At 70.7% G+C, this 22,016-nt stretch carries 17 protein-coding genes and 2 pseudogenes; 9 read left to right on the top strand and 10 right to left on the bottom strand.

Annotation, left to right across the window (positions count from 1 at the left end):
- The first annotated feature begins 53 nt into the window (after nt 1-53).
- The 4 genes and pseudogenes from KCH48_RS08500 to KCH48_RS08485 all read left to right on the top strand — a co-directional run bounded on the left by KCH48_RS08500 (nt 54) and on the right by KCH48_RS08485 (nt 3,964).
- Nucleotides 54-1,817: an FAD-dependent oxidoreductase gene (locus tag KCH48_RS08500; protein WP_210571649.1), complete on the top strand. Its 1,764-nt coding sequence runs from the start codon at nt 54-56 to the stop codon at nt 1,815-1,817.
- 82 nt (nt 1,818-1,899) lie between these two features.
- Nucleotides 1,900-2,433, top strand: a pseudogene (locus KCH48_RS08495) (DUF899 family protein); the annotation flags it as partial.
- Nucleotides 2,434-2,540: 107 nt separating this feature from the next.
- Nucleotides 2,541-3,404, top strand: a complete 864-nt coding sequence (locus KCH48_RS08490; protein ID WP_246885034.1) for a DUF817 domain-containing protein — start codon at nt 2,541-2,543, stop codon at nt 3,402-3,404.
- A 122-nt stretch (nt 3,405-3,526) separates the two neighbouring features.
- Nucleotides 3,527-3,964, top strand: coding sequence for a PH domain-containing protein (locus tag KCH48_RS08485; protein ID WP_210571640.1), 438 nt, complete (start codon nt 3,527-3,529; stop codon nt 3,962-3,964).
- A 221-nt stretch (nt 3,965-4,185) separates the two neighbouring features.
- Here the strand turns inward: KCH48_RS08485 and KCH48_RS08480 are convergent, their stop codons facing one another.
- From KCH48_RS08480 to KCH48_RS08465, 4 genes are all read right to left on the bottom strand, one after another.
- Nucleotides 4,186-4,548 (bottom strand): hypothetical protein, encoded by a 363-nt coding sequence (locus KCH48_RS08480; RefSeq protein ID WP_210571638.1) that lies wholly within the window; start codon nt 4,546-4,548, stop codon nt 4,186-4,188.
- Nucleotides 4,549-4,660: 112 nt separating this feature from the next.
- The gene (locus KCH48_RS08475) at nt 4,661-5,989 is read right to left on the bottom strand and encodes an enolase C-terminal domain-like protein (RefSeq protein WP_210571636.1); all 1,329 of its coding nucleotides are present in this window, start codon (nt 5,987-5,989) and stop codon (nt 4,661-4,663) included.
- Between the two features lie 70 nt (nt 5,990-6,059).
- Nucleotides 6,060-7,397, bottom strand: coding sequence for a gluconate:H+ symporter (locus tag KCH48_RS08470; RefSeq protein WP_210571635.1), 1,338 nt, complete (start codon nt 7,395-7,397; stop codon nt 6,060-6,062).
- 95 nt (nt 7,398-7,492) lie between these two features.
- The gene (locus KCH48_RS08465) at nt 7,493-8,452 is read right to left on the bottom strand and encodes a 5-dehydro-4-deoxyglucarate dehydratase (protein ID WP_307840837.1); all 960 of its coding nucleotides are present in this window, start codon (nt 8,450-8,452) and stop codon (nt 7,493-7,495) included.
- 115 nt (nt 8,453-8,567) lie between these two features.
- On the opposite strand from KCH48_RS08465, the gene KCH48_RS08460 reads away from it, so the two are divergent.
- Nucleotides 8,568-9,356: an IclR family transcriptional regulator gene (locus tag KCH48_RS08460; protein ID WP_210571631.1), complete on the top strand. Its 789-nt coding sequence runs from the start codon at nt 8,568-8,570 to the stop codon at nt 9,354-9,356.
- A gap of 36 nt (nt 9,357-9,392) precedes the next feature.
- Here the strand turns inward: KCH48_RS08460 and KCH48_RS08455 are convergent, their stop codons facing one another.
- The 5 genes from KCH48_RS08455 to KCH48_RS08435 all read right to left on the bottom strand — a co-directional run bounded on the left by KCH48_RS08455 (nt 9,393) and on the right by KCH48_RS08435 (nt 14,289).
- Nucleotides 9,393-10,616, bottom strand: a complete 1,224-nt coding sequence (locus tag KCH48_RS08455) for a glycosyltransferase family 39 protein (RefSeq protein ID WP_246885033.1) — start codon at nt 10,614-10,616, stop codon at nt 9,393-9,395.
- 27 nt (nt 10,617-10,643) lie between these two features.
- Entirely contained in the window at nt 10,644-11,903 is a 1,260-nt protein-coding gene (locus KCH48_RS08450) for a glycosyltransferase family 39 protein (protein WP_210571629.1), read from the bottom strand.
- Nucleotides 11,900-13,162, bottom strand: coding sequence for a glycosyltransferase (locus tag KCH48_RS08445; RefSeq protein WP_374104663.1), 1,263 nt, complete (start codon nt 13,160-13,162; stop codon nt 11,900-11,902). The genes KCH48_RS08450 and KCH48_RS08445 overlap by 4 nt, the downstream gene beginning before the upstream one ends.
- An 85-nt stretch (nt 13,163-13,247) precedes the next feature.
- On the bottom strand, nt 13,248-13,772 hold the full coding sequence (locus KCH48_RS08440; protein WP_210571627.1) for a hypothetical protein: 525 nt from the start codon (nt 13,770-13,772) through the stop codon (nt 13,248-13,250).
- Nucleotides 13,773-13,782: 10 nt separating this feature from the next.
- On the bottom strand, nt 13,783-14,289 hold the full coding sequence (locus KCH48_RS08435; protein ID WP_210571625.1) for a SigE family RNA polymerase sigma factor: 507 nt from the start codon (nt 14,287-14,289) through the stop codon (nt 13,783-13,785).
- A gap of 160 nt (nt 14,290-14,449) precedes the next feature.
- Here KCH48_RS08435 and KCH48_RS08430 point away from each other — a divergent pair, with 160 nt between their 5' ends.
- The 4 genes and pseudogenes from KCH48_RS08430 (at nt 14,450) to KCH48_RS08415 (ending at nt 19,629) form a co-directional block, all read left to right on the top strand.
- Entirely contained in the window at nt 14,450-15,139 is a 690-nt protein-coding gene (locus KCH48_RS08430; RefSeq protein ID WP_210571623.1) for a class I SAM-dependent methyltransferase, read from the top strand.
- A gap of 114 nt (nt 15,140-15,253) precedes the next feature.
- A pseudogene (locus KCH48_RS08425) lies at nt 15,254-17,069 on the top strand (SpoIIE family protein phosphatase).
- 419 nt (nt 17,070-17,488) lie between these two features.
- Nucleotides 17,489-18,181, top strand: a complete 693-nt coding sequence (locus KCH48_RS08420; protein ID WP_210571621.1) for a response regulator transcription factor — start codon at nt 17,489-17,491, stop codon at nt 18,179-18,181.
- Nucleotides 18,178-19,629, top strand: coding sequence for a HAMP domain-containing sensor histidine kinase (locus KCH48_RS08415; RefSeq protein ID WP_210571619.1), 1,452 nt, complete (start codon nt 18,178-18,180; stop codon nt 19,627-19,629). Before KCH48_RS08420 ends, KCH48_RS08415 begins: the two co-directional genes overlap by 4 nt.
- A 206-nt stretch (nt 19,630-19,835) precedes the next feature.
- Here the strand turns inward: KCH48_RS08415 and KCH48_RS08410 are convergent, their stop codons facing one another.
- Nucleotides 19,836-21,983, bottom strand: coding sequence for an MMPL family transporter (locus KCH48_RS08410; RefSeq protein WP_210571617.1), 2,148 nt, complete (start codon nt 21,981-21,983; stop codon nt 19,836-19,838).
- Between the last annotated feature and the right edge of the window lie 33 nt (nt 21,984-22,016).

Below are 22,016 nucleotides of genomic sequence, written 5' to 3'. Positions count from 1 at the left end.
GCGCGTCGCTCATATCCTCGTGCGCCAACAGTTACCGACGGTAAGGGGTAGCAATGGGCGGCGCCACACGCAGAGGGTTCCTGGGCACAGCTGCGGCCGCCGGCGGCGGGGTCGCCCTCGGAACCCCCCAGCGGGCCGCGGCCCGGAGCGGCGCCGTCCCACAGACCGTGGCCGTACTGGGCGGGGGCGTCGCCGGGCTCACGGCCGCGCACGAACTCGCCGAACGCGGCTTCCGGGTCACGGTCTACGAACGCAAGGCGCTGGGCGGCAAGGCCCGCAGTATGGACGTACCGGGCACCGGCACAGGCGGCCGCGGACCACTGCCCGGGGAGCACGGCTTCCGCTTCATCCCCGGCATCTACCACAACCTGCCCGACACCATGCGACGCATCCCCTTCCCCGGCAACGCCAACGGTGTCCACGACAATCTTGTCGCCCCCAAGGAGATGCTGTTCGCCCGGTCGGGCGGCCGCGAGGACATCCGGATCCCGCTTCTCTGGCCCGGCAACACCCCGGCCGAACTCACGCCCGACGAGATCCGCCGCGCCCTCACCTCGCTTCTGGACACCGCCTTCAACCTCCCCCTTCACGAGGCCCTCTACTTCGCCAACCGATTCCTCGTCTTCCTCACCAGTTGCGACGAGCGCCGCGACGAAGCCTGGGAGCAGACGCCGTGGTGGGAGTTCGTACGGGCCGGACGGATGTCGTACGACTACCAGCGGATCCTCGCCGTCGGCATCACCCGCAACATCGTGGCCACCAAGGCGGAGGAAGCCAGCACCCGTACGGTCGCCACCTTGCTGGAGGCCTTCGCCTTCAACCTCCTCGGGCGGGGCGCGGACGGACCGCTGGACCGGATCCTCAACGCGCCCACCAACGAGGCCTGGATCGATCCCTGGGTGACATATCTGAAGTCACTCGGGGTCGAGTTCCACGTCGGCTGGACCGTACGGGACCTGACCCTGGACGCGGGCCGGATCGCCGGGGCCGTCATGGAGGACCCGAAAGGTGCCCGCCGGACGGTCACCGCCGACCACTACATCTCCGCTATGCCGGTCGAGCACGCCCGCCGCACCTGGAACTCCGCCGTGCGCGCCGCCGACCCCCAACTGGCCGAATGCGACCGGCTGGAGACGGACTGGATGACCGGCATCCAGTTCTATCTGACCGAACGTACGCCGATCCTGCACGGCCACCTCGACCTCATCGACTCCCCCTGGTCGCTGACCGCGATAGCCCAGGCCCAGCACTGGCCGGGCCACGACTTCCCCGCCGACTTCGGGGACGGCACGGTCGCGGACTGTCTGTCCGTGGACGTCTCCGAGTGGGACCAGCCGGGCATCCTGTACGGCAAGACGGCCAAGCAGTGCACCCGCATCGAAGTCGCCCGCGAGGTGTGGGCGCAGTTGAAGGCCGCGCTCAACGACAGCGGCCGTACGGTCCTGAAGGACTCCGTGCTGCACTCCTGGTTCCTCGATCCGGCCGTGGACGGACTCGGCACCCCGGACCCGGTCAACGAGGAACAGCTGCTCATCCATCCGACGGGGACCTTCCACCACCGCCCGCGGTCGGCCACGAAGATCCCCAATTTCTTCCTGTCCGGCGACTATGTAGCCGTGCCCATCGATCTGGCCACCATGGAAGGCGCCAACACCTCGGCCCGGCAGGCCGTCAACGCCCTGCTGGACGGGATCGGTTCGACCGCCGAGCGATGCACCGTCACCCCGCTGTACCGGGCCCCCGAGTTCGAGGCGCTCAAACGCCACGACCGCACCCGCTACCTCCTCCGACTGCCGAATCTCTTCGACGTCGGTTGACAGCATTGCTGAACCGGCTGGAACTGCGGAGTCGCCCGGTTGTAAGCGCACGCTCCCTTCACGCGATCGCAGCGACCGATGTGCACTACCACCCGTCGTCGACGCCGCAACCTGGGAGCGCCAACTCGAGGCGCTGCGAGCCCGGGAGAAGGCCGCGACGCGGGAGCTTGACGCCATCGCCGCCGAGCGTCGTCGCCTGCCGATGGTCGAGATGCCCGACTACACCCTCGAGGGCGAGGACGGTCCCGTTCGGCTGGCAGACGTCTTCGAAGGCAAGAGGCAACTGATCGTCTACAACCGCGTCGGCAACCGGATGACGTGGTACTCGACCGCCAACAGCTCCTTCGGGGCCGACGTCGGCGCACCGCCCGACGCCGGATTCGCGGTCAACGTGTTCCTGCGCGACGGCGACACCGTCTATCGCACCTGGCACACCAACGGCCGTGGCACCGAACAGCTCAGCCACACCTTCCCGCTGATCGACGTCCTGCCGTACGGACGGCAAGAGGAATGGCAGGACTCGCCCGAGGGCTGGCCCCAGTCGCCCACCTACAGCTGGTGGGCGACCTCCAAAGACATCGCTGCGCTCTACGGCCCCGGCTCCGGCGGCCGCTGAACGACCCCAGTTCGAGGATCTGACTGGCTCGGGTGAGGAGCCCGCCCCGCCGGTCCGGTCCTCGATGCGGCAACCTGGACGGGCGAGAGTTCGTCCTGCAGGGCACCATGTTCACCAATAGCATCAACGGCCCCCTGGCTGTATCGGTTCGTCAGCTGCGTGATTTCGCCTGGATACACATCCGGGCCTGCTCTTTCGCCATCGCGCTACTGTCCGGGGTCGCAGCGTCCACCGTGCTGCCCCATCTGCCCGTGGCGCGTTATGACCTGCTCGTTGCCTACGGCGCCCTGCTCACCCTGCTTTTTTGGCTGCGTGGCTGGGAAAACGGCCGGGATATCGCTGTCATCGCCGTCTGCCACGTCATCGGCCTGGCTTTCGAGCTGGTGAAGGTGTCCCTCGGCTCCTGGAGCTATCCGGAGCCTGCCGTGCTGAAGTTCGCGGGCGTCCCGCTGTACGGAGGTTTCCTCTACGCGGCTGTTGGCAGCTACGTGTGCCGTGCCTGGCACCTGTTCGACCTGGAACTGGTCCGCTATCGCCCGCGGGCGACAGCAGTCGTGGCCGCGGCGATTTACGTCAACTTCTTCAGCCACCACTGGCTGCCCGATGTGCGCTGGCTGCTGGCCGGACTGCTCCTGGCGGTCACGGCGGGAACCTCGGTGCGTTACACGGTGCGCGGTGTACGCCGGCGGATGCCGCTGGCGTTGTCGTTCGTGCTGATCGGCTTCTTCCTGTGGGTGGCGGAGAACCTGGCCACCTACGTGGGCGCCTGGCGCTACCCGTATCAGCTTGATGGCTGGCAGCCGGTCGCAGTGGACAAGTTCGGCGCCTGGGCCCTGCTGATCAGCATCACCTTCGTTCTGGCGGCGGTTGGCCGGTCCCACCGCCGCGAGGACAGCGTCAGCGACACGCGACCGAGGCCGGGCGCCCGGAGTCCTTCCGTGCCCGGGAGCGGCGAACCAGGTCTGCCCTGATCTGCAAGGGTGCCAGCCGCGCATTGACGTTGGCGGCTGCGGCGTGGCCTGATACTCCCTCAGGAACAGGAGGGGGGCCTGCTTTGTCGACGCTTCCGAGGAAGTACCGGATTCCGACGAGCATGATCAGGTACACGATCTTCGCAGCGGCCGTGACCTCTGGGGTGATCTACCTGGTCCCCTGGGGCATGGGCCTGCCAAGCTCGACAAGGACCGGGATCACGGTCGCGGGTCTGGTGGCCATCCTCATCGTGGTCGTCCGGATTCTGCGGCTGGGTACGGTCGTGGCCGCGGACGGCGTCACCCGCCGAGGTTTTCTTGCCGACCGGCACCACCCATGGTCGGACATCCACGAGCTTGAGGTGATCGACCGGCAGGTCGTCCACGTGGCGTACGGCTTCCAGGTCACCTCGCGCTTCGTGGTGCGCGTCGCCGTCGGTCAGCGGCGCCGACGCAAGACCCTGCTGTTCCTCGACGAGCGTGGCTTCACCGGTGCCGACCGGTTCCGCGCGGAACTCGATACCGTCGCCGCGTTGTGGGATCAACAGCGCGCGGCATGACCGATGAGTTCAACTCCGCCTGAGGGCAAGGCCGACTGGAGTGCCCGCGGGAGGTGAGGAGGGTACGACTCGCTCACCGCCAACCGTTGGCCGGCCCTCGGCCGCGAGGTGTCCGCGCATGCCGACACGGTTGGCGGTGGCGTAGTCGAAGATCGCGTCGTCCACGGCACGGACCACTGCTTCCAGCGCCAGGCGAGCGACCTCAGGTATCGGGAGGCGGGTCAGCCGGTGGAGGCATCCTGCCACGGGCCGCAGCTCCACGGAGTGCCTCCGGCGCCGTCCTGGAGGCAGGCGCGGATATCGATGAGCCTGTTCTCGGGCAGGGAGAGGTTCCAGGTCTTCGTGTTGTGCGCGCCATTGGGGTTGTAGTACGAGTTGATGGTGGACGAGCCCTGGTAACGCCACTGGGCTGTGGCGCCGTGGCCGTCGGCATGGTTGTCCTCGGAGGTGAGGATCTCGCCGTCGCTCTCGAAGTACGTGAACGAGTCCAGGCCGGCGCTCCCCGCGCCGTACAGAATGGCGGACGCTGGGGTCGCCGCCATCGCAACCACTGCGCCGCTGGCCGCGATCACGCCGGCCGTCATCAGGAGATTTCTTCGGACACTGCCCATGGAAGTGAACCCCACCCATATTCGAACTGACTTTCAGGACGAGGCGAAGATATCACTGGGGCAACACGTACCGCGCCGATACCGGCTACCGCACCAGGCACGGGCGTTTGTTGCTGAACTCCCAGCCGGGGATGAGGTATTGCATGGCGAGGGCGTCGTCGCGGGCGCCCAGGGCCTTTGTCCGGTAGAGGTCGTGCGCGGCGAGGAGGCGGTCCATGTCGAGGTGGATGCCCAGTCCGGGGGCGGCGGGGACCGCGATCTCGCCGTCGATGATGCGGGGCGGGGCGGTGGTGAGCCGTTCCAGGCCTTCCTGCCAGATCCAGTGCGTGTCGAGGGCGTTGTACTCGCCGGGTGCCGCCGCGCCGCAGTGGGTGACCATGGCCAGGGAGATGTCGAAGTGGTTGTTGGAGTGGCAACCCCAGGTCAGGCCCATCGCGTTGCACAGCTGGGCCACGCGTACCGAGCCCTGCATGGTCCAGAAGTGCGGGTCGGCCAGGGGGATGGAGACCGACTGGAGGGCGAGGGCGTGGGTGAGCTGACGCCAGTCGGTGGCGATCATGTTGGTGGCGGTGGGGAGACCGGTGGCGCGGCGGAACTCGGCGAGGATCTCCCGCCCGGAGTAGCCGTCTTCGGCTCCGCAGGGGTCCTCGGCGTAGGCGAGCGTGCCGACGAGGGGACCGCACAGTTCGACGGCCTCGCGCAGGGACCACGCACCGTTCGGGTCGAGGGTGATGCGCGCCTCGGGGAAGCGGTCCTTCAGCGCCCGTACGGCCCTGACCTCCTCCGCGCCCTCCAGGACACCGCCCTTGAGCTTGAAGTCCCGGAAGCCGTACAGGTCGTAGGCCGCCTCCGCCTGGCGGACGATCGCCTGCGGCGTCAGGGCCTCCTCGTGGCGGATCCGGTACCAGTCGACCGACGCGTCCGGTTCACGAACGTACTCCAGGTCCGTGCGGCCGGGGTCGCCGACGTAGAAGAGGTAACCCAACACCCGTACGGAATCCCGCTGTTGGCCGTCGCCGAGGAGGGCGGCGACGGGGACGTCGAGGTGCTGGCCGAGGAGGTCGAGCAGCGCCGACTCGACGGCGGTGACCGCGTGGACGGTGGTGCGCAGGTCGAAGGTCTGGGCGCCGCGACCGCCGGCGTCGCGGTCGGCGAAGCGGCCGCCGATCTCCCGCAGGACACGCTTGTAGTCGCCCACCTTCGCCCCGACGACCAGTGACTCGGCGTCCCGCAGCGTCCGCGTGATCTTCTCCCCGCCGGGCACCTCCCCCAGCCCGGTGCGGCCCTCGGAGTCGGTGAGGACGACGACGTTGCGGGTGAAGTAGGGGCCGTGGGCGCCGGAGAGGTTCAGCTCCATGCAGTCCCGGCCGGCGACGGGATAGACGGAGAAGGCGGTGACGGTCGGCTGGCTCATGCTCATCAAGATCCTTGGATACGAGGGTGAAGGGGCCGTGGGCGGAGGCTGCGGAGGCTTCAGAGACTCTTCAGAGGCTGAGGACGTCGAGGACCCATTCGCCCAGCAGAACGCCGCCCAGGCCGAGGACGGCGAGCACCGTCGTGTAGGAGGTCCGCACCTTGATCGCCTCGATGACGGAGAGGTTGAAGTACTCCTTGAACAGCCAGAATCCGGGGTCGTTGACGTGGGAGCAGGCGATCGAGCCGCAGGCGACCGCGAGCACCATCATCTCGGGGTGGACCCCGCTGCCCGCGAGCAGCGGCAGGACCACGCCGGAGGCGGTGACGACGGCGACCGTCGCCGAGCCGAGCGCCACGCGGAGGATGACGGCGACAAGCCAGGCGAGGACGATCGCCGAGATGGCCCAGTCGTCCGTGGCGTCCTTGATGTAGTCGGAGATCCCGCCTTCGACGAGGACGTTCTTGAAGGCCCCGCCGGCGCCGATCACCAGGAGGATCATCGCCATCGCCTGGGCCGCCGAGCTGCAGGAGGCGCCGACCTCGGCCAGGCTGCGGCCGATCCGCGGGCCGAACGCCCAGATCGCCAGGCACAGGGTCAGCAGCAGCGCGATCGGTGCCGAGCCGAGGAAGGCGACGGTGTTCAGCAGCGGGCTCTCGCCGGAGGTGGCCATGTCGGTGACCGCGGCGGCCACGATCAGCACTACGGGGAAGAGCGCCACGAACAGCGACCAGCCCAGCCCCGGCATCTCCTCGTCGGTGAACTCCCGGTCGCTGACCAGGCCCTTGGGGATGGCGGGGTTCATCGCCCTGACGAACGGCAGACGCGGCCACACCAGCGCGATGAGCGCACCGGCCGGGACGGCGATGAACAGGCCGTAGAACAGGGTCAGTCCGACGGAGGCGTGGAAGGTCGCGGCGACGGCGGTGGGGCCGGGGTGCGGCGGCAGGAAGCTGTGCATCGTGGACAGCGCGATGGACATCGGCAGCCCGACCCACAGCAGCCTCGCTCCGGTCACCCTGACCAGGGTGAAGGCGATGGGCACGATGATGATGAACGCGACCTCGTAGAACATGGTCACGCCGATCAGCATGGACGTGACCACCATGGCCACCTGGACCCAGCGCGGCCCGAACGCGTCGAGGATCTTGCCGGCGATGCGCTGCGCGGCGCCGGAGTCCCCCATGACCCGGCCGACCATGGCGCCGAGCCCGATGGTGAGCATGGTGTCGCCGATCTGGTCCCCGATGCCCTCGGAGAGGACGTCCGGGATGGTCGCCACCGGTATGCCCTGGACCAGCGCGACGCCGACCGCCACGAGCAGCAGCGCGGCGAAGCCGTTGAGCCTGAGCCTGGTCATGAGGAGGAGCAGGATCACGACGCTGATCCCGACTACGAGGAGAGGCAAAGCAGTTCCCCTTTGAACTGTTCACTGGGCAGTCGAAGGCTCCGCCGGCGCGGGGCGGCGGGTGGTGGTGACGCGTGCGGCGCCGGCCGGGTGTGTCAGGCGGGTCGCCGTACGGCGTCGACCAGGCTCAGGCCGTGGTCGAGCACCTTCTCCAGGTCGGCGAGATCGTCCGCGCCGGGGTCGGTCAGCGGGGCGCGGACCGGGCCGACCGGGAGGCCCCGCAACCGGGCGGCGGCCTTGACCAGGGAGACGGCGTAGCCCGGTACCCGGTCGCGCAGCTCGACCAGTGGGACGTAGAACTCGCGCAGGAGCCTGGTCACGGAGGCGTCGTCGCCGCTTTGCAGGGCGGTGAAGAAGGCGTTCGCGATCTCGGGTGCGAAGGCGTGGACGGCGGAGGAGTAGGCGGGGACGCCGACGGTGGCGTAGGCGCGGGCCTGGATCTCGGCGGTGGCGGCGCCGTTGAAGAAGAGGAAGCCCTCCGGGGCCGCGAGGGTGAGGCGCTGGAGGCGGTCGAGGTCGCTGTGGCCGTCCTTGAGGCCGATGACGCCGGGGATCTGTGCGATCCGCCGCAACGCGTCCGCCCCGAACGCGACTTGGCCCCGCTGGTAGGCGATGAGCGGCAGCCGGGTGCCGTCGGCGATCCGGCGCAGTTGTGCCACCAGGCCGTCCTGCGGCGCCCCGACCAGGTAGTGGGGCAGGACCAGCAGGGCGTCGGCGCCGGCCTCCTCGGCGATACGGGCGAACCGCAGCGCCTGCGCCCAGCCGTAGCCGGTGCCCGCGACCACCGGAAGCCGGCCGTCGGCGACCTCGACCGTGGCCTCGACGACCGCGCGGTACTCGTCCTCGTCCAGCGAGAAGAACTCGCCGGTCCCGCAGGCCGGGAACACCGCCCCCGGCGCCGTGGCCAGCCGGCCGGCCAGGTACTCCCGGTAGGCGCCGAGGTCGAGCCGGCCGTCGTCCCGGAAGCTCGTGAGCGGGAAGGACAGCACCCCGCCCGCCATTCCGTCCCGGAGCCGTTGGACGACCCGTCCGGCTTCCGCACTGATCTCTGCCACGAATCTCATCCCTATATGCAGATGGCGTCTACGTATGCAGATGGAGGCTAGGTGGGTGAACGGGCTGGGTCAATGGGTGGCAGGGTGCGGACGGCCGCAGATTTACGATGTCCCCATGTCGGACGGGAGAGGTGTCCGCGGCGTGAAGTCGGCGTCCCGGACGGTCGCGCTGCTGGAACTGCTCGCCGCCCGGGGCGAGGAGCCCTCGCGCCTGGATCAGCTCGCCGAGGAACTGGGCGTGCCGCGCAGCAGCATGTACCAGCTGTTGCGGACGTTGGTCGACTGCGGCTGGGTCCGCACCGACGCCACCGGCTCGCTGTACGGCATCGGGATCCGGGCGCTCCTCACCGGCACCAGCTATCTCGACGGCGACCGGCGCATCCGTGCGGTCCGCCCGTACCTGGACGAGGCGTCGGACGCGCTCGGCGAGACGATCCACCTGGCGCGGCTCGACGGCGGCGACGTCGTCTATCTCGCGACCCGGGAGTCCCACGAGTATCTGCGCACCATCAGCCGGGTCGGCCGCCGCGTCCCGGCCCACGCCGGCGCCCTCGGCAAGGCCCTGCTCGCCGAACGCCCCGACAGCGAACTCCCGCTCCCCGACGGCCCGTTGACCGCCCTCACGGAGAACACGCACACGACCCGCGCCGCCCTGCTGGCCGACCTGGCCGGGGTACGCGAGCGCGGCTACTCCGTCGACCGCCAGGAGACGGTGACCGGCATCGCGGGCTTCGGCTTCGCCCTGCGGTACGACACCCCGGCGACCGACGCCATCAGCTGCTCGGTCCCGGTGGCCCGGCTCACCCCGGACCACGAGGCCCGAATCGTCGCCGTGATGCGGGAGATACGGGCGAAGATCGAGGCCCATCTGCCGCGTGCCCCGGGGGCACCGGACTGGCGCTGAGCGCCGCGCGTGCGCCCGGTCACGGGGAGGCCGGGTTCAGCCCGCCCAGCGGCCCGAAGTGAACGTCACCGCGAGGATCACCATCAGCGGCGCCACCACGACGAGGTACGCCTCCTTCACCCAGCCGCGCCGCAGGCTCCAGTGGGCCAGGCCCGTCCACAGGGGCCACCAGAGCAGGGTGGCGCGGGGAACGGACAGGTACCAGTACGAGGTGCCGAGGGCCCAGAGGTTGAGCGCGATCAAGACGGCCTCCGGCCAGCGGCGGCGGTACAGCAGCAGGGCCAGCAGCACGAGCCCGGTCGCCATCGCGGCCAGCTCCAGCTGGAACTCCCAGGCGTAGCCGGTGGTCAGGAGGTGGTCGAAGGCGTTGTCCCGGGTGTGCCGGAAAGCTTCGGCGGGGGTGTGGAAGTCCCGGTACCAGCCGCGTTCCTGGGCGTGCTTCCAGGCCATCCAGTCGCTGGTCCGCGCATACAGGTAGACCGTGTAGACCGCGGCGGGCAGGACGGGCAGCGCGCACCAGGGCAGCGCACGCATCCGGCGCTCGCCGCGGCGGTCGTCCCGGGCCAGCAGGAACTCGACGAGGATCGCGGCGGCCAGGAACAGCCCGCTGACCCGGGTGGTGGTGGCCGCGGCGCCGAGCAGGCCGGCGAGGGGCCAGTTGCGGTTCTTCGCCGCGAGCCAGGCCGGCAGCGCGAATGCGAGGAAGAGCGCTTCGGTGTATCCGGCGGCCAGGAACACCGCCGTCGGCGACAACAGCAGGAAGGTGACGGCCCGTTGGCCCGCCCGGGCACCGTCCGGGTGGCCGAGCCCGGCGATCCGGGCCAGCGCCACCACCGCCACGGCACCGCTGACCAGGGAGATCAGCAGCCCGGCCACGGTCCAGTCGGGGATGACGGTGTGTACGGCGCGGAGGGTGAACGGGAAGCCCGGGAAGAAGGCCACCCGGTTGTCGGAGGCGGGGTCCATCCCCGGGAAGGAGCCGAAGTACCCGTATTCGGCTATGTGTTGGTAGTGGGCCCAGTCCCACCGCTTCCAGTGGGACAGCCATGGAGCCGGTGACTTGGCGTTCCCGTCGGCGGGGAACAGCCACGCGGTGCAGTAGGTGAGGAGCCACAGTCCGAGGCGGGTGAGTCCGTAGAGCCGCAGCACCCGGCGGTCCGCGGGGGTCAGCCGGTCGAGCAGTCGCCGCCGTGGCGGGGCGGCACGAGGCCTTTTCCTTACGGGAGTTGCGACGTTCCGTTCGGGCAGGGTCGCGGTCATCGTGCATCCATTCCTGGGTCCGCCGGGTTACGGGACGCCGAGTTCGAAGAGGACGTAGCCCGCGTAGGAACCGGAGGCCACCGCGGCTATGGACAGCACCGTGAGCTGGAGGCGCAGGCTCAGTCGGCGCAGCGCCAGGGCGAGCGGGATGAACAGCGGGAACGCCGGGAGCAGATAGCGGGAGACGTTGCCGAAGATCTGCTGGCTGCCCAGGACCAGGGCGAGGGTGACGGCGGTGTAGACGACCAGGACGGCAGGCGGGCGCAGCCGGATCAGCAACGGGAGGAACACGGCCGCCAGCAGCACCACGCAGACGGCGACGATGTCCGCGTAGGGCCAGGCGAAGAGGTAGTCGTTGTGGCCGACCGGGACGGAGGTGAGGACGTCGAGGGTGTATTTGCCGTAGTCGAACTCGTGGGCCCAGGCGCCGGATTGGAGCTTGAAGTAGCCGCCGTAGTCGCCCATGCGATGGCCGACCCAGAGCAGGTAGCCGAAGAGGCCGAGCGGGGCGACGGCCACCGCCACGAGTGGGCGCAGGATGCCTTCGTGGCGCCGGTGCCGGTGGATGGCGATCAGTGCGGCGACGGCGAGGGCGGCGATCAGGGCGCCGGCGGTGGGGCGGTTGAGGCCGGCCGCGCAGGTGAGGAGGCCGGCGGTGAGCCAGTTCCGGCGCATGACCGCGTAGCAGGCCCAGGCGGCCAGGGCGACGTAGAGGGAGTCGGAGTAGACCGCCCACTCCACGCCGGAGCCGGGCCAGACAGCGAACAGCCCGGCCGCGGTCAGCCCGGCGCGCGGGCCGCCGAGGTGCGCGGTGACGGCGTAGATCCCCAGGGCGGCGGCGAAGGAGGCGACGACCGAGACGAGCAGTCCGGCGCCGAAGGTGCCCAGGCCGGTCACCTCGGAGACGAGCCGCATCAGGGCCGGGTAGAGCGGGAAGAACGCCGCCGAGTTCCCTTCGAGGGTGATCAGTCCGGTGGCTCCGGGGATCGGCCGGAGTTCGGGGTGGTAGCCGTGCGCGGCGATCTGCTGGTACCACCAGCCGTCCCAGGTGCCCAGGACGTCCCAGGTGTGGGCGCCGCCGCCGAAGCGGGGGTTCTTCTTCCTGAAGTCACCGGCGGAGTCCAGCAGGTACATGAAGACGGAGAAGCCGATGAGCTTCAGTACGCCGTAGAGCGCCAGCGGCGGACCGTAGCGCACGGCGAGGCGGTGCAGCCGCTGCCGGCGGTCGGGCACGACGGGGTGCGGGGATGCGGTGTGGTCGGGAACGACCGTGAGCGTCGTGTTCATCGGGCGGTCCGTTCCAGGGCACGAGCGGAATGGGTGGCACGGGTGCTGAAGACCCAGGCCCGGAAGAGCAGGAACCGCAGCAGGGTCGCGGCGAGGTTGGCGGCCACCAGGACGGCGAGTTCGATTCGGTGATCGGCGGTGGGGGCGATGTGGTGCAGGGCCGCGAGCGATCCGCTGGTGAGCGCCAGGCCGACGCAGAAGGTGACGAGGCCGCGGGCCTGGTGACGCAGGACGCCGCCGCGGCCACGCAGCCCGAAGGTGAGCCGCCGGTTCGCCGCCGTGTTGGCTACGGCGCAGACCAGCAGCGCCACCGCGTTGGCGGCCTGGGGTCCCAGCGGGGGACGCAGCGCCGCGTACAGGATCAGATAGCAGAGGGTGCTCACCGCTCCTACGGCCGCGAAGCGCACCAGTTGCGTGAACAGTCCGGGCGCCGGGGCCTCGGCTCCCCCCGACGGTTCCGCCGACGGCAGGGTGCCGCGGGCCAGTGCGCGGCCGATCCGGGCGATGCCCCGCAGGTCGGCCAGCGCGGTGGCGAGGATGTCGACCCGGCTGTCGGGGTCGTCCACCCAGTCCACCGGCACTTCGTGGATCCGCAGCCCCGCCCGCTCGGCGATCACCAGTAACTCGGTGTCGAAGAACCACGCGGAGTCCTCGACCAGGGGCAGCAGTTGCTCCGCCACCTCGCGCCGCACCGCCTTGAAACCGCACTGCGCGTCGGAGAAGCCCACGGCGAGCGTGGAGCGCAGCAGCACGTTGTAGCAGCGGGAGATGATCTCCCGCTTGGGGCCGCGCACCACCCGGGAGCCGTGGGCCAGCCGGGTGCCGATGGCGATGTCGGAGTGCCCGGAGATCAGCGGGGCCACCAGCGGGAGCAGCGCGGCCAGTCCGGTCGACAGGTCCACGTCCACATACGCGAGCACCGGGGCCCGGGACCGCGACCAGGCCGCCCGCAGCGCGCGGCCCCGCCCCTTCTCCTCCAGCCGTATCCAGTCCGTCTCCGCCAGCTCACCGGCCAGCCGGGCGGCGATCCGTGGAGTGGCGTCGGTGCTGGCGTTGTCGGCGACGGTGATCCGGAACGGGTACGGGAACGTCTCCCGCAGGTGCGCGTGCAGCCGCCGCACGCTCCGCTCCAGATCGGCCTCCTCGTTGAACACGGGCACGACCACGTCCAGGACGGGCTCCGGATGGTGCGCGGGGAGCGGGGCGGGGCGGGGCAGCCGGTCCCTTCCCATGAAGGCGATCGTCCCTGCGTTTGTCATGGTTCGTCCTTGTCTGTACTCCGGCGCAGGGCGTGCGGAAGGCACACGCGGCGCGGGGTGATCGCTGGGGTGGTCGAGTGGGGTTCTAGTCGGCCGAACCGAGGAAGGACGACTCGGGGGCCGACGGCTCCCCTGTCTCCGTCACGCCCTGTGTCGACGTGGGTGGCGGACTGCTCTCGCCCGTGGCGCCGTTGTCCGTGGCGCCCACGGACGGATCCCCGGAGTCCGAGGTCGCGCTCCCCGTCGACGCGGGGGGTGCGGTGGTGGGCGCGTACGGGTCCGCCGAGCCGGTCGAGGTCGCGGACGGGGACGAGCTCGCGGTCGGCGACGGGCCCGGCGGCGACGTCTCGCTCGCCGGGGACGACGGACTGACGGCGGGCCGCGGGTGGGGAGCGCTGGGCTCGTCCCTGACCTGGCCGTCGGGCAGCAGGAACAGCCCGATGCCGAGTCCGGCGACCGCCAGTACGGAGCCGACGGCCGCCTGTGCCGCGCGGGCCCGGCGCCGTGCTCGTACGCCCGCCCGCAGACGGTCCTGATACTTCGGTTCGTAGGGGGTGTGCTCCTGGGTGTCGCGCATCAGCTGCGCCAACTGCCGCTCGAAGTGATCCATGACTTCTCCCTCACCCCACCGGCTCGATGACATCGGCCAACAGCCGGCGCAGCCGCGCCACTCCACGCGAGGCGTGCGACCGGGCCGTGCCGACCGGGCAGCCCAGCACCTGGGCGACGTGCGCCTCGGGCAGGTCCTGGTAGTAGCGCAGCACCACCGCGGCCCGCTGCCGGGACGGCAGTTGGGCCAGCGCGGCCTCCAGCCGGGACCGCTCCGCCACGGTCGCGGACACATCGCCCGTCACCGCCACCTCGGGCAACTCCTCCACGGGGCGCTCGCCCCACCAGCGCCGCCGGGCCGAGCGAGCCGCCGCTCGCGACAGCACCTTGCGCACGTAGGCCTCCGGTGCCTCGTCGGCGATCTTCGGCCAGACGAACCACAGCTTGACCAGGGACTCCTGCAACAGGTCCTCGGCCCGGTGCCGATCGCCTCCGGTGAGCAGACGCGCCAGATGGAACAGCCCCGACCAGCGGGCGGCCACGAACTCGTCGAACTCACCGGCCCGATCTTGTTCCATCCGCGCTGTCCCCAGTTCTCGCCGGCTCGCCTACACAAGGAAGAAGGCACTGACAGCCCCTTCACGCTGCATTCACAGCCGGTGATCTGGATCACAGCGAAGCATGCGCATAACCAGGTAAATGTGAAAAACTGCCGCATAAGGCACCCGAGGAGACCCGGTGAGCAACCCTGGCGACAGGCTCGACTACGAAGCGCTACGGCCGGACCGCACCGGTCAGGCCGAGGCGTTCGACGCCATCGGCAATCGCTACGACGAGGCCTTCCCGCACAAGGAAGGGCAGGTCGCGGCGGCCGCATGGCTCATCGGCTCCCTGCCGGCCGGGGCCCGGGTGCTGGACCTGGGGTGCGGCACCGGGCTCCCGACCGCGCGCCAGCTGGCGGAGGCGGGCCTCGACGTGGTCGGGGTGGACCTGTCGGACGGGATGGTCGCGCTGGCCCGCAAGCATGTGCCCACCGGGGAGTTCCATCAGGCGGACATCGCGGACCTGCGGCCCGGCGGCCCCTTGGACCTCGGCCGCTTCGACGGCGTGGCCGCGTTCTTCTCCCTGCTCATGCTCCCGCGCGCGGAGATCCCCCTCGCCCTGCGCACCGTCCGTCATCTGCTGCGTCCGGGCGGCCTGTTGGCCCTGTCGATGGTGGAGGCCGATGTGGACGACTTCTCGATCCCCTTCATCGGAAGGAGCATCCACGTCTCCGGCTACCTGAGGGACGAGCTGCTCGAGGTCGTCGAGACGGCGGGCTTCGAGATCGGCGACGAGTCCTCGTACACCTACGCTCCGGCGGCCGCCGACATCCAGCCCGAGGTACAGATCTTCCTGCACTGCCGGCGCACGCCCGACAGCTCCTGAACCGCTCGCCGGGACGCGGGCCGCACGCCCGGAAGGACCCGCATGACGAAGCAGCTCGGCATCGGTGACGACACCGGGGGTCCAGCGCCCGGTGCGCGGGAATCCGCCGCTCTCATGCGTCGGACGCTGCCGTCCGGCTCCGAGAAGCGCGGGGTGACCGTACGCCTGCCGACCGCGGAGGCCCCCGCCGGACATCCACCGGGCGACGGACCGGAAGTCCCCCCGCCGCAAACCGACCGGCTCCGCTATCTCGACGCCGCGACCCGGCAGATCGCCCGCGGCATGAACCTCGACGAGACGCTGTACGAACTGTGCCGCGCGGCCGTCCCGGCCTTCGCCGACACGGCGTTCGTCCACCTGTACGCTCCCCTGCCGATAGGCGACGACATCGGCGCCGGCCCGGAGATCCTGCGGCTGCACACCGTGGACCACGCGTCCCTCCGGACCCCCGCCGGCCAGGGCTCCGCATCACCCGCGCCGAGCGCGCACCCCCTCCAGGCGGCCGAGGTCGTCCACCCGGCCGCCACCGGACTGCTCGCCAAGCTGCTCCAGGAGGGCCGGCCGGTGTTCGGCGACGACCCGGTCGTCGGCTCCGCGGCGGCCGAGCTGCTCGGGAGGGTGCACATGCCCCCGGTCGGCACCGCCCGGGCGGCGGCTGATCATCGCCCCGCTGCACGGCCGCAACCACGCCCTGGGCAGCGTCGTCCTGATCCGCGGTCCCGACCGGCCCGACTTCACCGGCGACGATCTGCTGGTGGCCTCCCAGCTCGCCACCCACACCGCCCTCGGGCTGGACAAGGCGATGCTGTACGAGCGTGAGGCATCCGTCGCGGACACCTTGCAGCGCACGATGCTCCCGCCGTCGCTGCCGAAGCCGCCCGGGGTCCGGCTGGCCAGCCGCTATCTGCCGGCCTCGCGGACCGCGCAGGTCGGCGGGGACTGGTACGACGCGATCCCGCTGCCCGGCAACCGCGTGGCTCTGGTGATCGGCGATGTGATGGGCCACTCCATGACCTCGGCCGCGATCATGGGCCAGCTGCGGACCAGCGTGCAGACCCTGGCCGGGCTCGATCTGCCCCCGGACGAGGTGCTGCACCACCTCGACGAGCAGGCGGGACGCCTGGGCAGCGAGCACACCGCGACCTGCCTGTACGCGTTGTACGACCCCGTACTGCACCGGCTGATCGTCTCCAGCGCCGGCCATCTGCCGCCGGTGCTGCTGCGTCCCGACGGCGGCGTGGAGGTGCTGGACGTCCCGCCCGGAGCGCCGATCGGTGTCGGCAGCGGCGGATTCGAGTCCGTCGAGACACACGCGCCCACCGGGGCGACGCTGCTGCTGTACACCGACGGCCTGGTCGAATCCCGCGACTCGGACGTCATGACCGGCGTGGAGCGGCTCTGCGCCCGGCTGCGCGCGACCGCCCCGGGAGCCGCGCCGCCGACGCCGCTGACCCTGGAAGGCCTGTGCGACCAGGCGCTCGGCACCCTGGGCGCCGGTGACCGCGACGACGACATCGCGCTGCTCGCGGCCCGGTTCGAGGGCATCCTGCCGGAGACCGTCGCCTACTGGTACATGGCTCCGCGCCCGCAGACCGCGCGCCAGGCCCGCCGGCTGACCCGCAGGACCCTCCACGGCTGGGGCCTCGACGACCTCCTGGAGTCAACCGAGCTGATGGTCAGCGAGGTGGTCGCCAACGCCGTGCGCTTCGCCACCCGCCCGATCACCCTGCGGCTCCTCTGCACGGACGTCCTGCGCTGCGAAGTCGGCGACGACTCCCCCGTCGTACCGAGAATGCGCCACGCCCGCCTGACCGACGAGGGCGGACGCGGGCTGTTCCTAGTCGACCGGCTGTCAGAGCGCTGGGGGGCGACTCGGGTGAGCACGGGCAAGGTCGTGTGGTTCGAGCAGCCACTTCCTCCTGGGGGTTAACCTCGCGCCGACCAAGATCAGCCTGCGGCGACGCCTGACCCAGCACACCCAGGCCCGCTGGCCCGTCCTGGCCGCTGTCAGCGTGCGCTACCGAGGCGTGCTCGCCTATATCGACCGGCACCTGCGAGCATCTGGGGCTTCGCGATCTACCTGGCCAGCCGCGACGGATACGAAGACAACATCCTGCCCAGCGGCCTACCCGCCGGCAGCCCCGAAGAAGCCCTCGACTGCGTCTGCGGCCTCTACCTCCACGACCCCGCCGGCTGGTCCCTACCCTCGGCGAATTAACGGCGCGGACCACTCAGGCATCCGTAAGAGCACGGCCCGCGGGCACCACAGCGGCGACGCTCTAATCCTGGCCTCAGGTTGACCGGGGACAATGAGCGGCAAAAGCATCGACTGGAAGGGGGCGGGCCGGCGTGCGGATCATGATCGCGGATGATGAGGCGGCCATCCGTGAGTCGCTGGAGCGGGTGCTCCAGGTCGAGGGTTACGACACCAGCACCGTCGCCAACGGTTTCGCCGTGCTCGACGGGGTCGTTGGGGCCGACGGCGACACGCTGGATCTGCTGATCCTCGACGTGATGATGCCCCGCCTCGGCGGGTTGGAGACCTGCCGGCGGTTGCGGGCCGCGGGTCGGGATCTGCCGGTGCTGATGCTGACCGCCCGTGACCAGGTCTCCGACCGGGTCACGGGGCTGGACGCGGGCGCCGACGACTACCTGCCCAAGCCGTTCGCCACCGAGGAGTTACTGGCCCGGGTGCGGGCCCTGCTGCGCCGGCGCACGCCGAACGACGAGGAGTCGCAGATCCTGTCGTTCGCCGACGTCCGGCTCGATCCCGACAGGTTCGAGGCGTGGCGGGGCGGGCGGCCGCTGCGCCTGACCCGCACCGAGTTCTCCCTCCTGCAGGTCCTCATGAGCAACGCGACCCGGATCTTGACCCGCGACGCGCTGTTCGAGGCGATCTGGGGCTTCGACATGAGCGCCACCGCCAACAACCTCCAGGTGTACGTGAGCTACCTGCGCCGCAAGATGGAGGCCGAGGGTGAGCCGCGATTGATCTACACGCTGCGCGGCCTGGGATACACGTTGCGGGAGACTCCTCCGTGAGCAGGCCCGCCGGCCGGGAACCGCGCCGGCTGGCCCGATGGTGGCGCCGGCGGTCCTTGCGGAGCAGGCTGACGGTGATCGCGGCGACGGCCACCGCGGTCAGCGTGTTCGTAGCCTTTCAGGTGGCCAGCGAACTACTGGGCTGGGAGCTGCAGGACAGCGCCAAGAATCAGCTGCGCGCCGACTCACGCGTCCTGGCGACGAACGCGGAGCGCGCCGGTCTGGCGCAGGTCCAGCTACCGCCGTATCCCGGATCCGGTCAGCTGGTGCGGGTCATCCTGCCCGACGGCTCGATCCGGACGCCGGCCGGCCAACCCGCGCTGCCCCCGGTCAGCGAGGACGCCGGGCGCGTGGCGCAGGGCGCGTCGGCCGACCTGATGGAGTCGGGCGACAGCGACGAGGACGGCTACCTCATCTACACGCTGCGGGCGGGCGACGGCGCGGTCCAGGTGGCCCGCGTCGCCGACGACAGCCCGATCAACCAGTTCGGGTTCGGCATGCTGCTGATCGGGCTGCTCTGCGTGGTCGGCGGCGCCCTTGTCGGGCGGACCGTGGCACGGACCGGGCTGGCACCGATCGACCGGCTGACCGCCGCCGCGGTACGTGTCGCGCACACCCAGGATCTCAACGCCGACATCCCGGATGAGGGCGGTGGAGAGATCCGGCGGCTCATCCAGTCGATCAACGACATGCTCGCCGCGCTCCGGGACTCCCGTCTGGCCCAGCGGCTGCTCGCCGAGGACGCCGCTCACGAGCTCAAGACCCCGCTCACCAGCCTGCGCCTCAACGTCGAGCTGCTGATCCGGCTCGATCGGCGCGGCACCCTGGACAGCGCACTGCCGGCGGAGAGCCGGACCCGGCTGCTCAACGATCTCGGCGCCCAGGCGGCCGAGTTGAGCACCCTTGTCGCCGAGCTGACCGACCTGGCGCGCGGTGACGTCAGCGACGAGAGCACCGAGGTGCTCGACCTCGCCGACGTGGTGGTGGCCGCCGCGACCCGGGCGCGTTCCCGTGTGCCCGACATCGAGGTCGCGCTCGACGTGTCCTCTGTGTGGGTGAGCGGGCGTCCCGCTGCGCTCGAGCGGGCGGTGCTCAACCTCATCGACAATGCCGGCAAGTGGTCTCCCGCGGACCAGCCGGTCCAGGTCCGGCTCCGTGCCGAGGGCGCCTCGGCGGTGCTCGAGGTCGACGACGCCGGGCCGGGCATCGACGCCGCCGACGTGCCGCGGGTGTTCGACCGGTTCTACCGTGCCGACAGCGCCCGGGCGTTGCCGGGATCCGGTCTGGGGCTGTCGATCGTGCAGCGGGTCGTCGACGCCCACGGCGGCCGGGCCACCGTCGCCCGCTCCGCACGCGGTGGCGCGCTGCTTCGGGTCGACCTTCCGGCCGCGTCCCCACCCGCCCCGATCGCGCGGCTGACCGCCGGGGAGGACACCGGGGTGCACTGACCCGCCCCGGCGCGTGGCGCAGGACCAAGGGGTGGCGACCGTCGGGCAATGGCCCGCGCGGCTCACCGTCGGGGCAGGACACCGCAATGCGCCGACCCCAGCCCCGGCACGTGGCGCAGGACCAAAGGGTGGCGACCGTCGAATCCATGAAAAAAATCCGGGACGGGCCTGGGGCACCGTCCCGGATCTCGTCCGTGCCGCCGCGCTCACCGTTGCAGCGCGGGCTCCTCGTCGTCGGCGAGCGGCTGTTGACAGTCCGGCAGCTCCGCCGCTGGACGGGACAGCCGGCTCGGCCACCAGATCCGCCGGTCGATCAGCAGGGTGAGGGCGGGCACCAGGACCGACCGCACCAGCAGGGCGTCGAGCAGCACGCCGAAGGCGACCAGGAACCCGACCTCGATCAGCATCACCAGCGGGAGCGTGGCGAGGACCGCGAATGTAGCCGCCAGGACCAGGCCTGCCGAGGTGATGACGCCACCGGTGGCGGAGAGGGCTTTGAGCATGCCCTCTCTGGTGCCGAGACGCACGGTCTCCTCCCGGGCCCGGCTGGCCAGGAAGATGTTGTAGTCGACGCCGAGCGCCACCAGGAACAGGAATGCCAGCAGCGGCACCGAGTAGTCGATCCCCTTGAACCCGAGGATCGTGTCGAAGACGAACACGCTGCCGCCGAAGGCTGCGGCGAATGAGACGATCACGGTGGCCATCAGGACCAGCGGGGCCAGGATCGCGCGCAGCAACAGCCCGAGGACGATCAGGACGACGGCGAGCACCAGCGGGATCACCAGCTTCTCGTCGCGCTTGGTGGTCACCTCGGTGTCGAGGTTCTCCGCGCTCGGCCCGCCGACGATCGCCTCCGCCCCGCTCACCGCGTGCACGGCGGTGCGCACCCGCTTGATCGTGTCGTACTCCGCGACGGTGTCCGGCGCGTCCTTCGGGAACACGGAGATGTTGGCCCAGCCACCGCTGGTCTGCTCCGGGACGGCCAGGGCCACACCGCGAGTGCCCTTCACGATGTCGAGCACCTGCTCCTGGTGCGCGGGCCGCGTGAAGACCGTCATCGGCTGGCCGCCGAGCTCCGGGAAGTTCTGGCGGAGAACGGTGAAGCCGGTGACCGACTCCGGCGCGGACAGGAACTGGTCCTGCTCTCGCAGGGCGCCGGTGTTGCCCGCCAGCCCGAGGGCGAGCACGCCGAGAACTCCGAGCGAGCCGAGCGTCGCCACCCACCGGCGGCGGCTGATGGCGGAGCCGAGCCGTCCCCACAGCCCCGGCTTCTCCTCCACGGCCGTGCTGAACCGCGGGACGGCCGGCCAGAAGATCCGCCTGCCGAGCACCACGAGCACCGCCGGGAACAGCGTCAGCATGGCCACCAGCGCGCACAGGATGCCGGCCGCACCGATCGGGCCCAACCCGCTGGTGCTGTTCAGGTCCGCGATGAGCAGGCAGAGCAGGCCGGCGACCACGGTGGCCGCGGACGCGACGATGGCCGGCGCCGCGCCGCGTAGCGCGTGGACCATCGCGACCCGGACGTTCTCATGGTGGTGCAGTGCCTCTCGATATCGAGCGATGAGCAACAGCGCGTAGTCCGTGCCGACGCCGAATACCAGGATCGTCAGCAGCGCCGAGTTCTGGTCGTTGACCACGATGCCGAAGCCCTTGACGAGCAGGTAGACGGTCCCCATCGAGGTCAGTGCGGCCGCGCCGACGGCCACCAGCGGGATGATCCACAACACCGGGCTGCGGTAGGTGAGGATGAGCAGGAGCGTGACGACGATGATGGTGGTGAGGAGGACCTGCACGTCGATGCCGTCGAAGACGGCATCCATGTCGCCGTCGATCGCGCCCGGGCCGGTCACGTCGAGTTCCAGGCCGGAGGGGCGGTCCTTCGCGGCGTCCCGCAACGGACCGACGATGTCCTCCGGTCCGCCGTAGGCCGTGCTCACCTCGAGGGTGAACATCATCGCCTTGCGGTCGGTGGAGGGGCTCGTCGGTGAGCCCTCGTCGTCGTCGCCGGCCGCCGTCGCCTTCGGCGGGTACCGCTTGGCAAGGGTGTCGTAGTGGCGCTCGACCGCCGCGCGATCGGCGGCGGTCATGCCGTCGGCCCGGTGGTACACGAAGACGAACGTGCTGTCCTCACCGCCGGGGAGACTGTCGTCCAGCGCCGCCACCTTGGTGGACTCGGCACTGGCCGGGAGGGTGTCCACGGCGCTGTCGGTGGTGACCGAGCTCAACTTTCCGCTCAGCGGCACCATGCCCGCCGCCAGCACCAGCCATAAGCCAATCACCAACCACGGCACCCACCGGCCTGCCAACCGACCGGCCGGCGCTTCCCCGGACGGCGCTGCGTTGACTGCCATCACTGGCCTCCTACATACGGGTTGCATCGCTTG

This window comes from Streptomyces sp. GESEQ-4 (assembly GCF_017948455.1).
Classification (GTDB): Bacteria; Actinomycetota; Actinomycetes; order Streptomycetales; family Streptomycetaceae; genus Streptomyces.
This window is presented reverse-complemented; position numbering and strand designations above follow the sequence as displayed.

Excerpts from the sequence above, each read along its gene's own strand:
- KCH48_RS08500 (WP_210571649.1), top strand. The coding sequence starts at position 54 with ATGGGCGGCGCCACACGCAGAGGGTTCCTGGGCACAGCTGCGGCCGCC.
- KCH48_RS08490 (WP_246885034.1), top strand. The coding sequence starts at position 2,541 with ATGTTCACCAATAGCATCAACGGCCCCCTGGCTGTATCGGTTCGTCAG.
- KCH48_RS08485 (WP_210571640.1), top strand. The coding sequence starts at position 3,527 with ATGATCAGGTACACGATCTTCGCAGCGGCCGTGACCTCTGGGGTGATC.
- KCH48_RS08480 (WP_210571638.1), bottom strand. The coding sequence starts at position 4,548 with ATGACGGCCGGCGTGATCGCGGCCAGCGGCGCAGTGGTTGCGATGGCG.
- KCH48_RS08475 (WP_210571636.1), bottom strand. The coding sequence starts at position 5,989 with ATGAGCCAGCCGACCGTCACCGCCTTCTCCGTCTATCCCGTCGCCGGC.
- KCH48_RS08460 (WP_210571631.1), top strand. The coding sequence starts at position 8,568 with ATGTCGGACGGGAGAGGTGTCCGCGGCGTGAAGTCGGCGTCCCGGACG.
- KCH48_RS08455 (WP_246885033.1), bottom strand. The coding sequence starts at position 10,616 with ATGACCGCGACCCTGCCCGAACGGAACGTCGCAACTCCCGTAAGGAAA.
- KCH48_RS08450 (WP_210571629.1), bottom strand. The coding sequence starts at position 11,903 with ATGAACACGACGCTCACGGTCGTTCCCGACCACACCGCATCCCCGCAC.
- KCH48_RS08445 (WP_374104663.1), bottom strand. The coding sequence starts at position 13,162 with ATGACAAACGCAGGGACGATCGCCTTCATGGGAAGGGACCGGCTGCCC.
- KCH48_RS08440 (WP_210571627.1), bottom strand. The coding sequence starts at position 13,772 with ATGGATCACTTCGAGCGGCAGTTGGCGCAGCTGATGCGCGACACCCAG.
- KCH48_RS08435 (WP_210571625.1), bottom strand. The coding sequence starts at position 14,289 with ATGGAACAAGATCGGGCCGGTGAGTTCGACGAGTTCGTGGCCGCCCGC.
- KCH48_RS08410 (WP_210571617.1), bottom strand. The coding sequence starts at position 21,983 with ATGGCAGTCAACGCAGCGCCGTCCGGGGAAGCGCCGGCCGGTCGGTTG.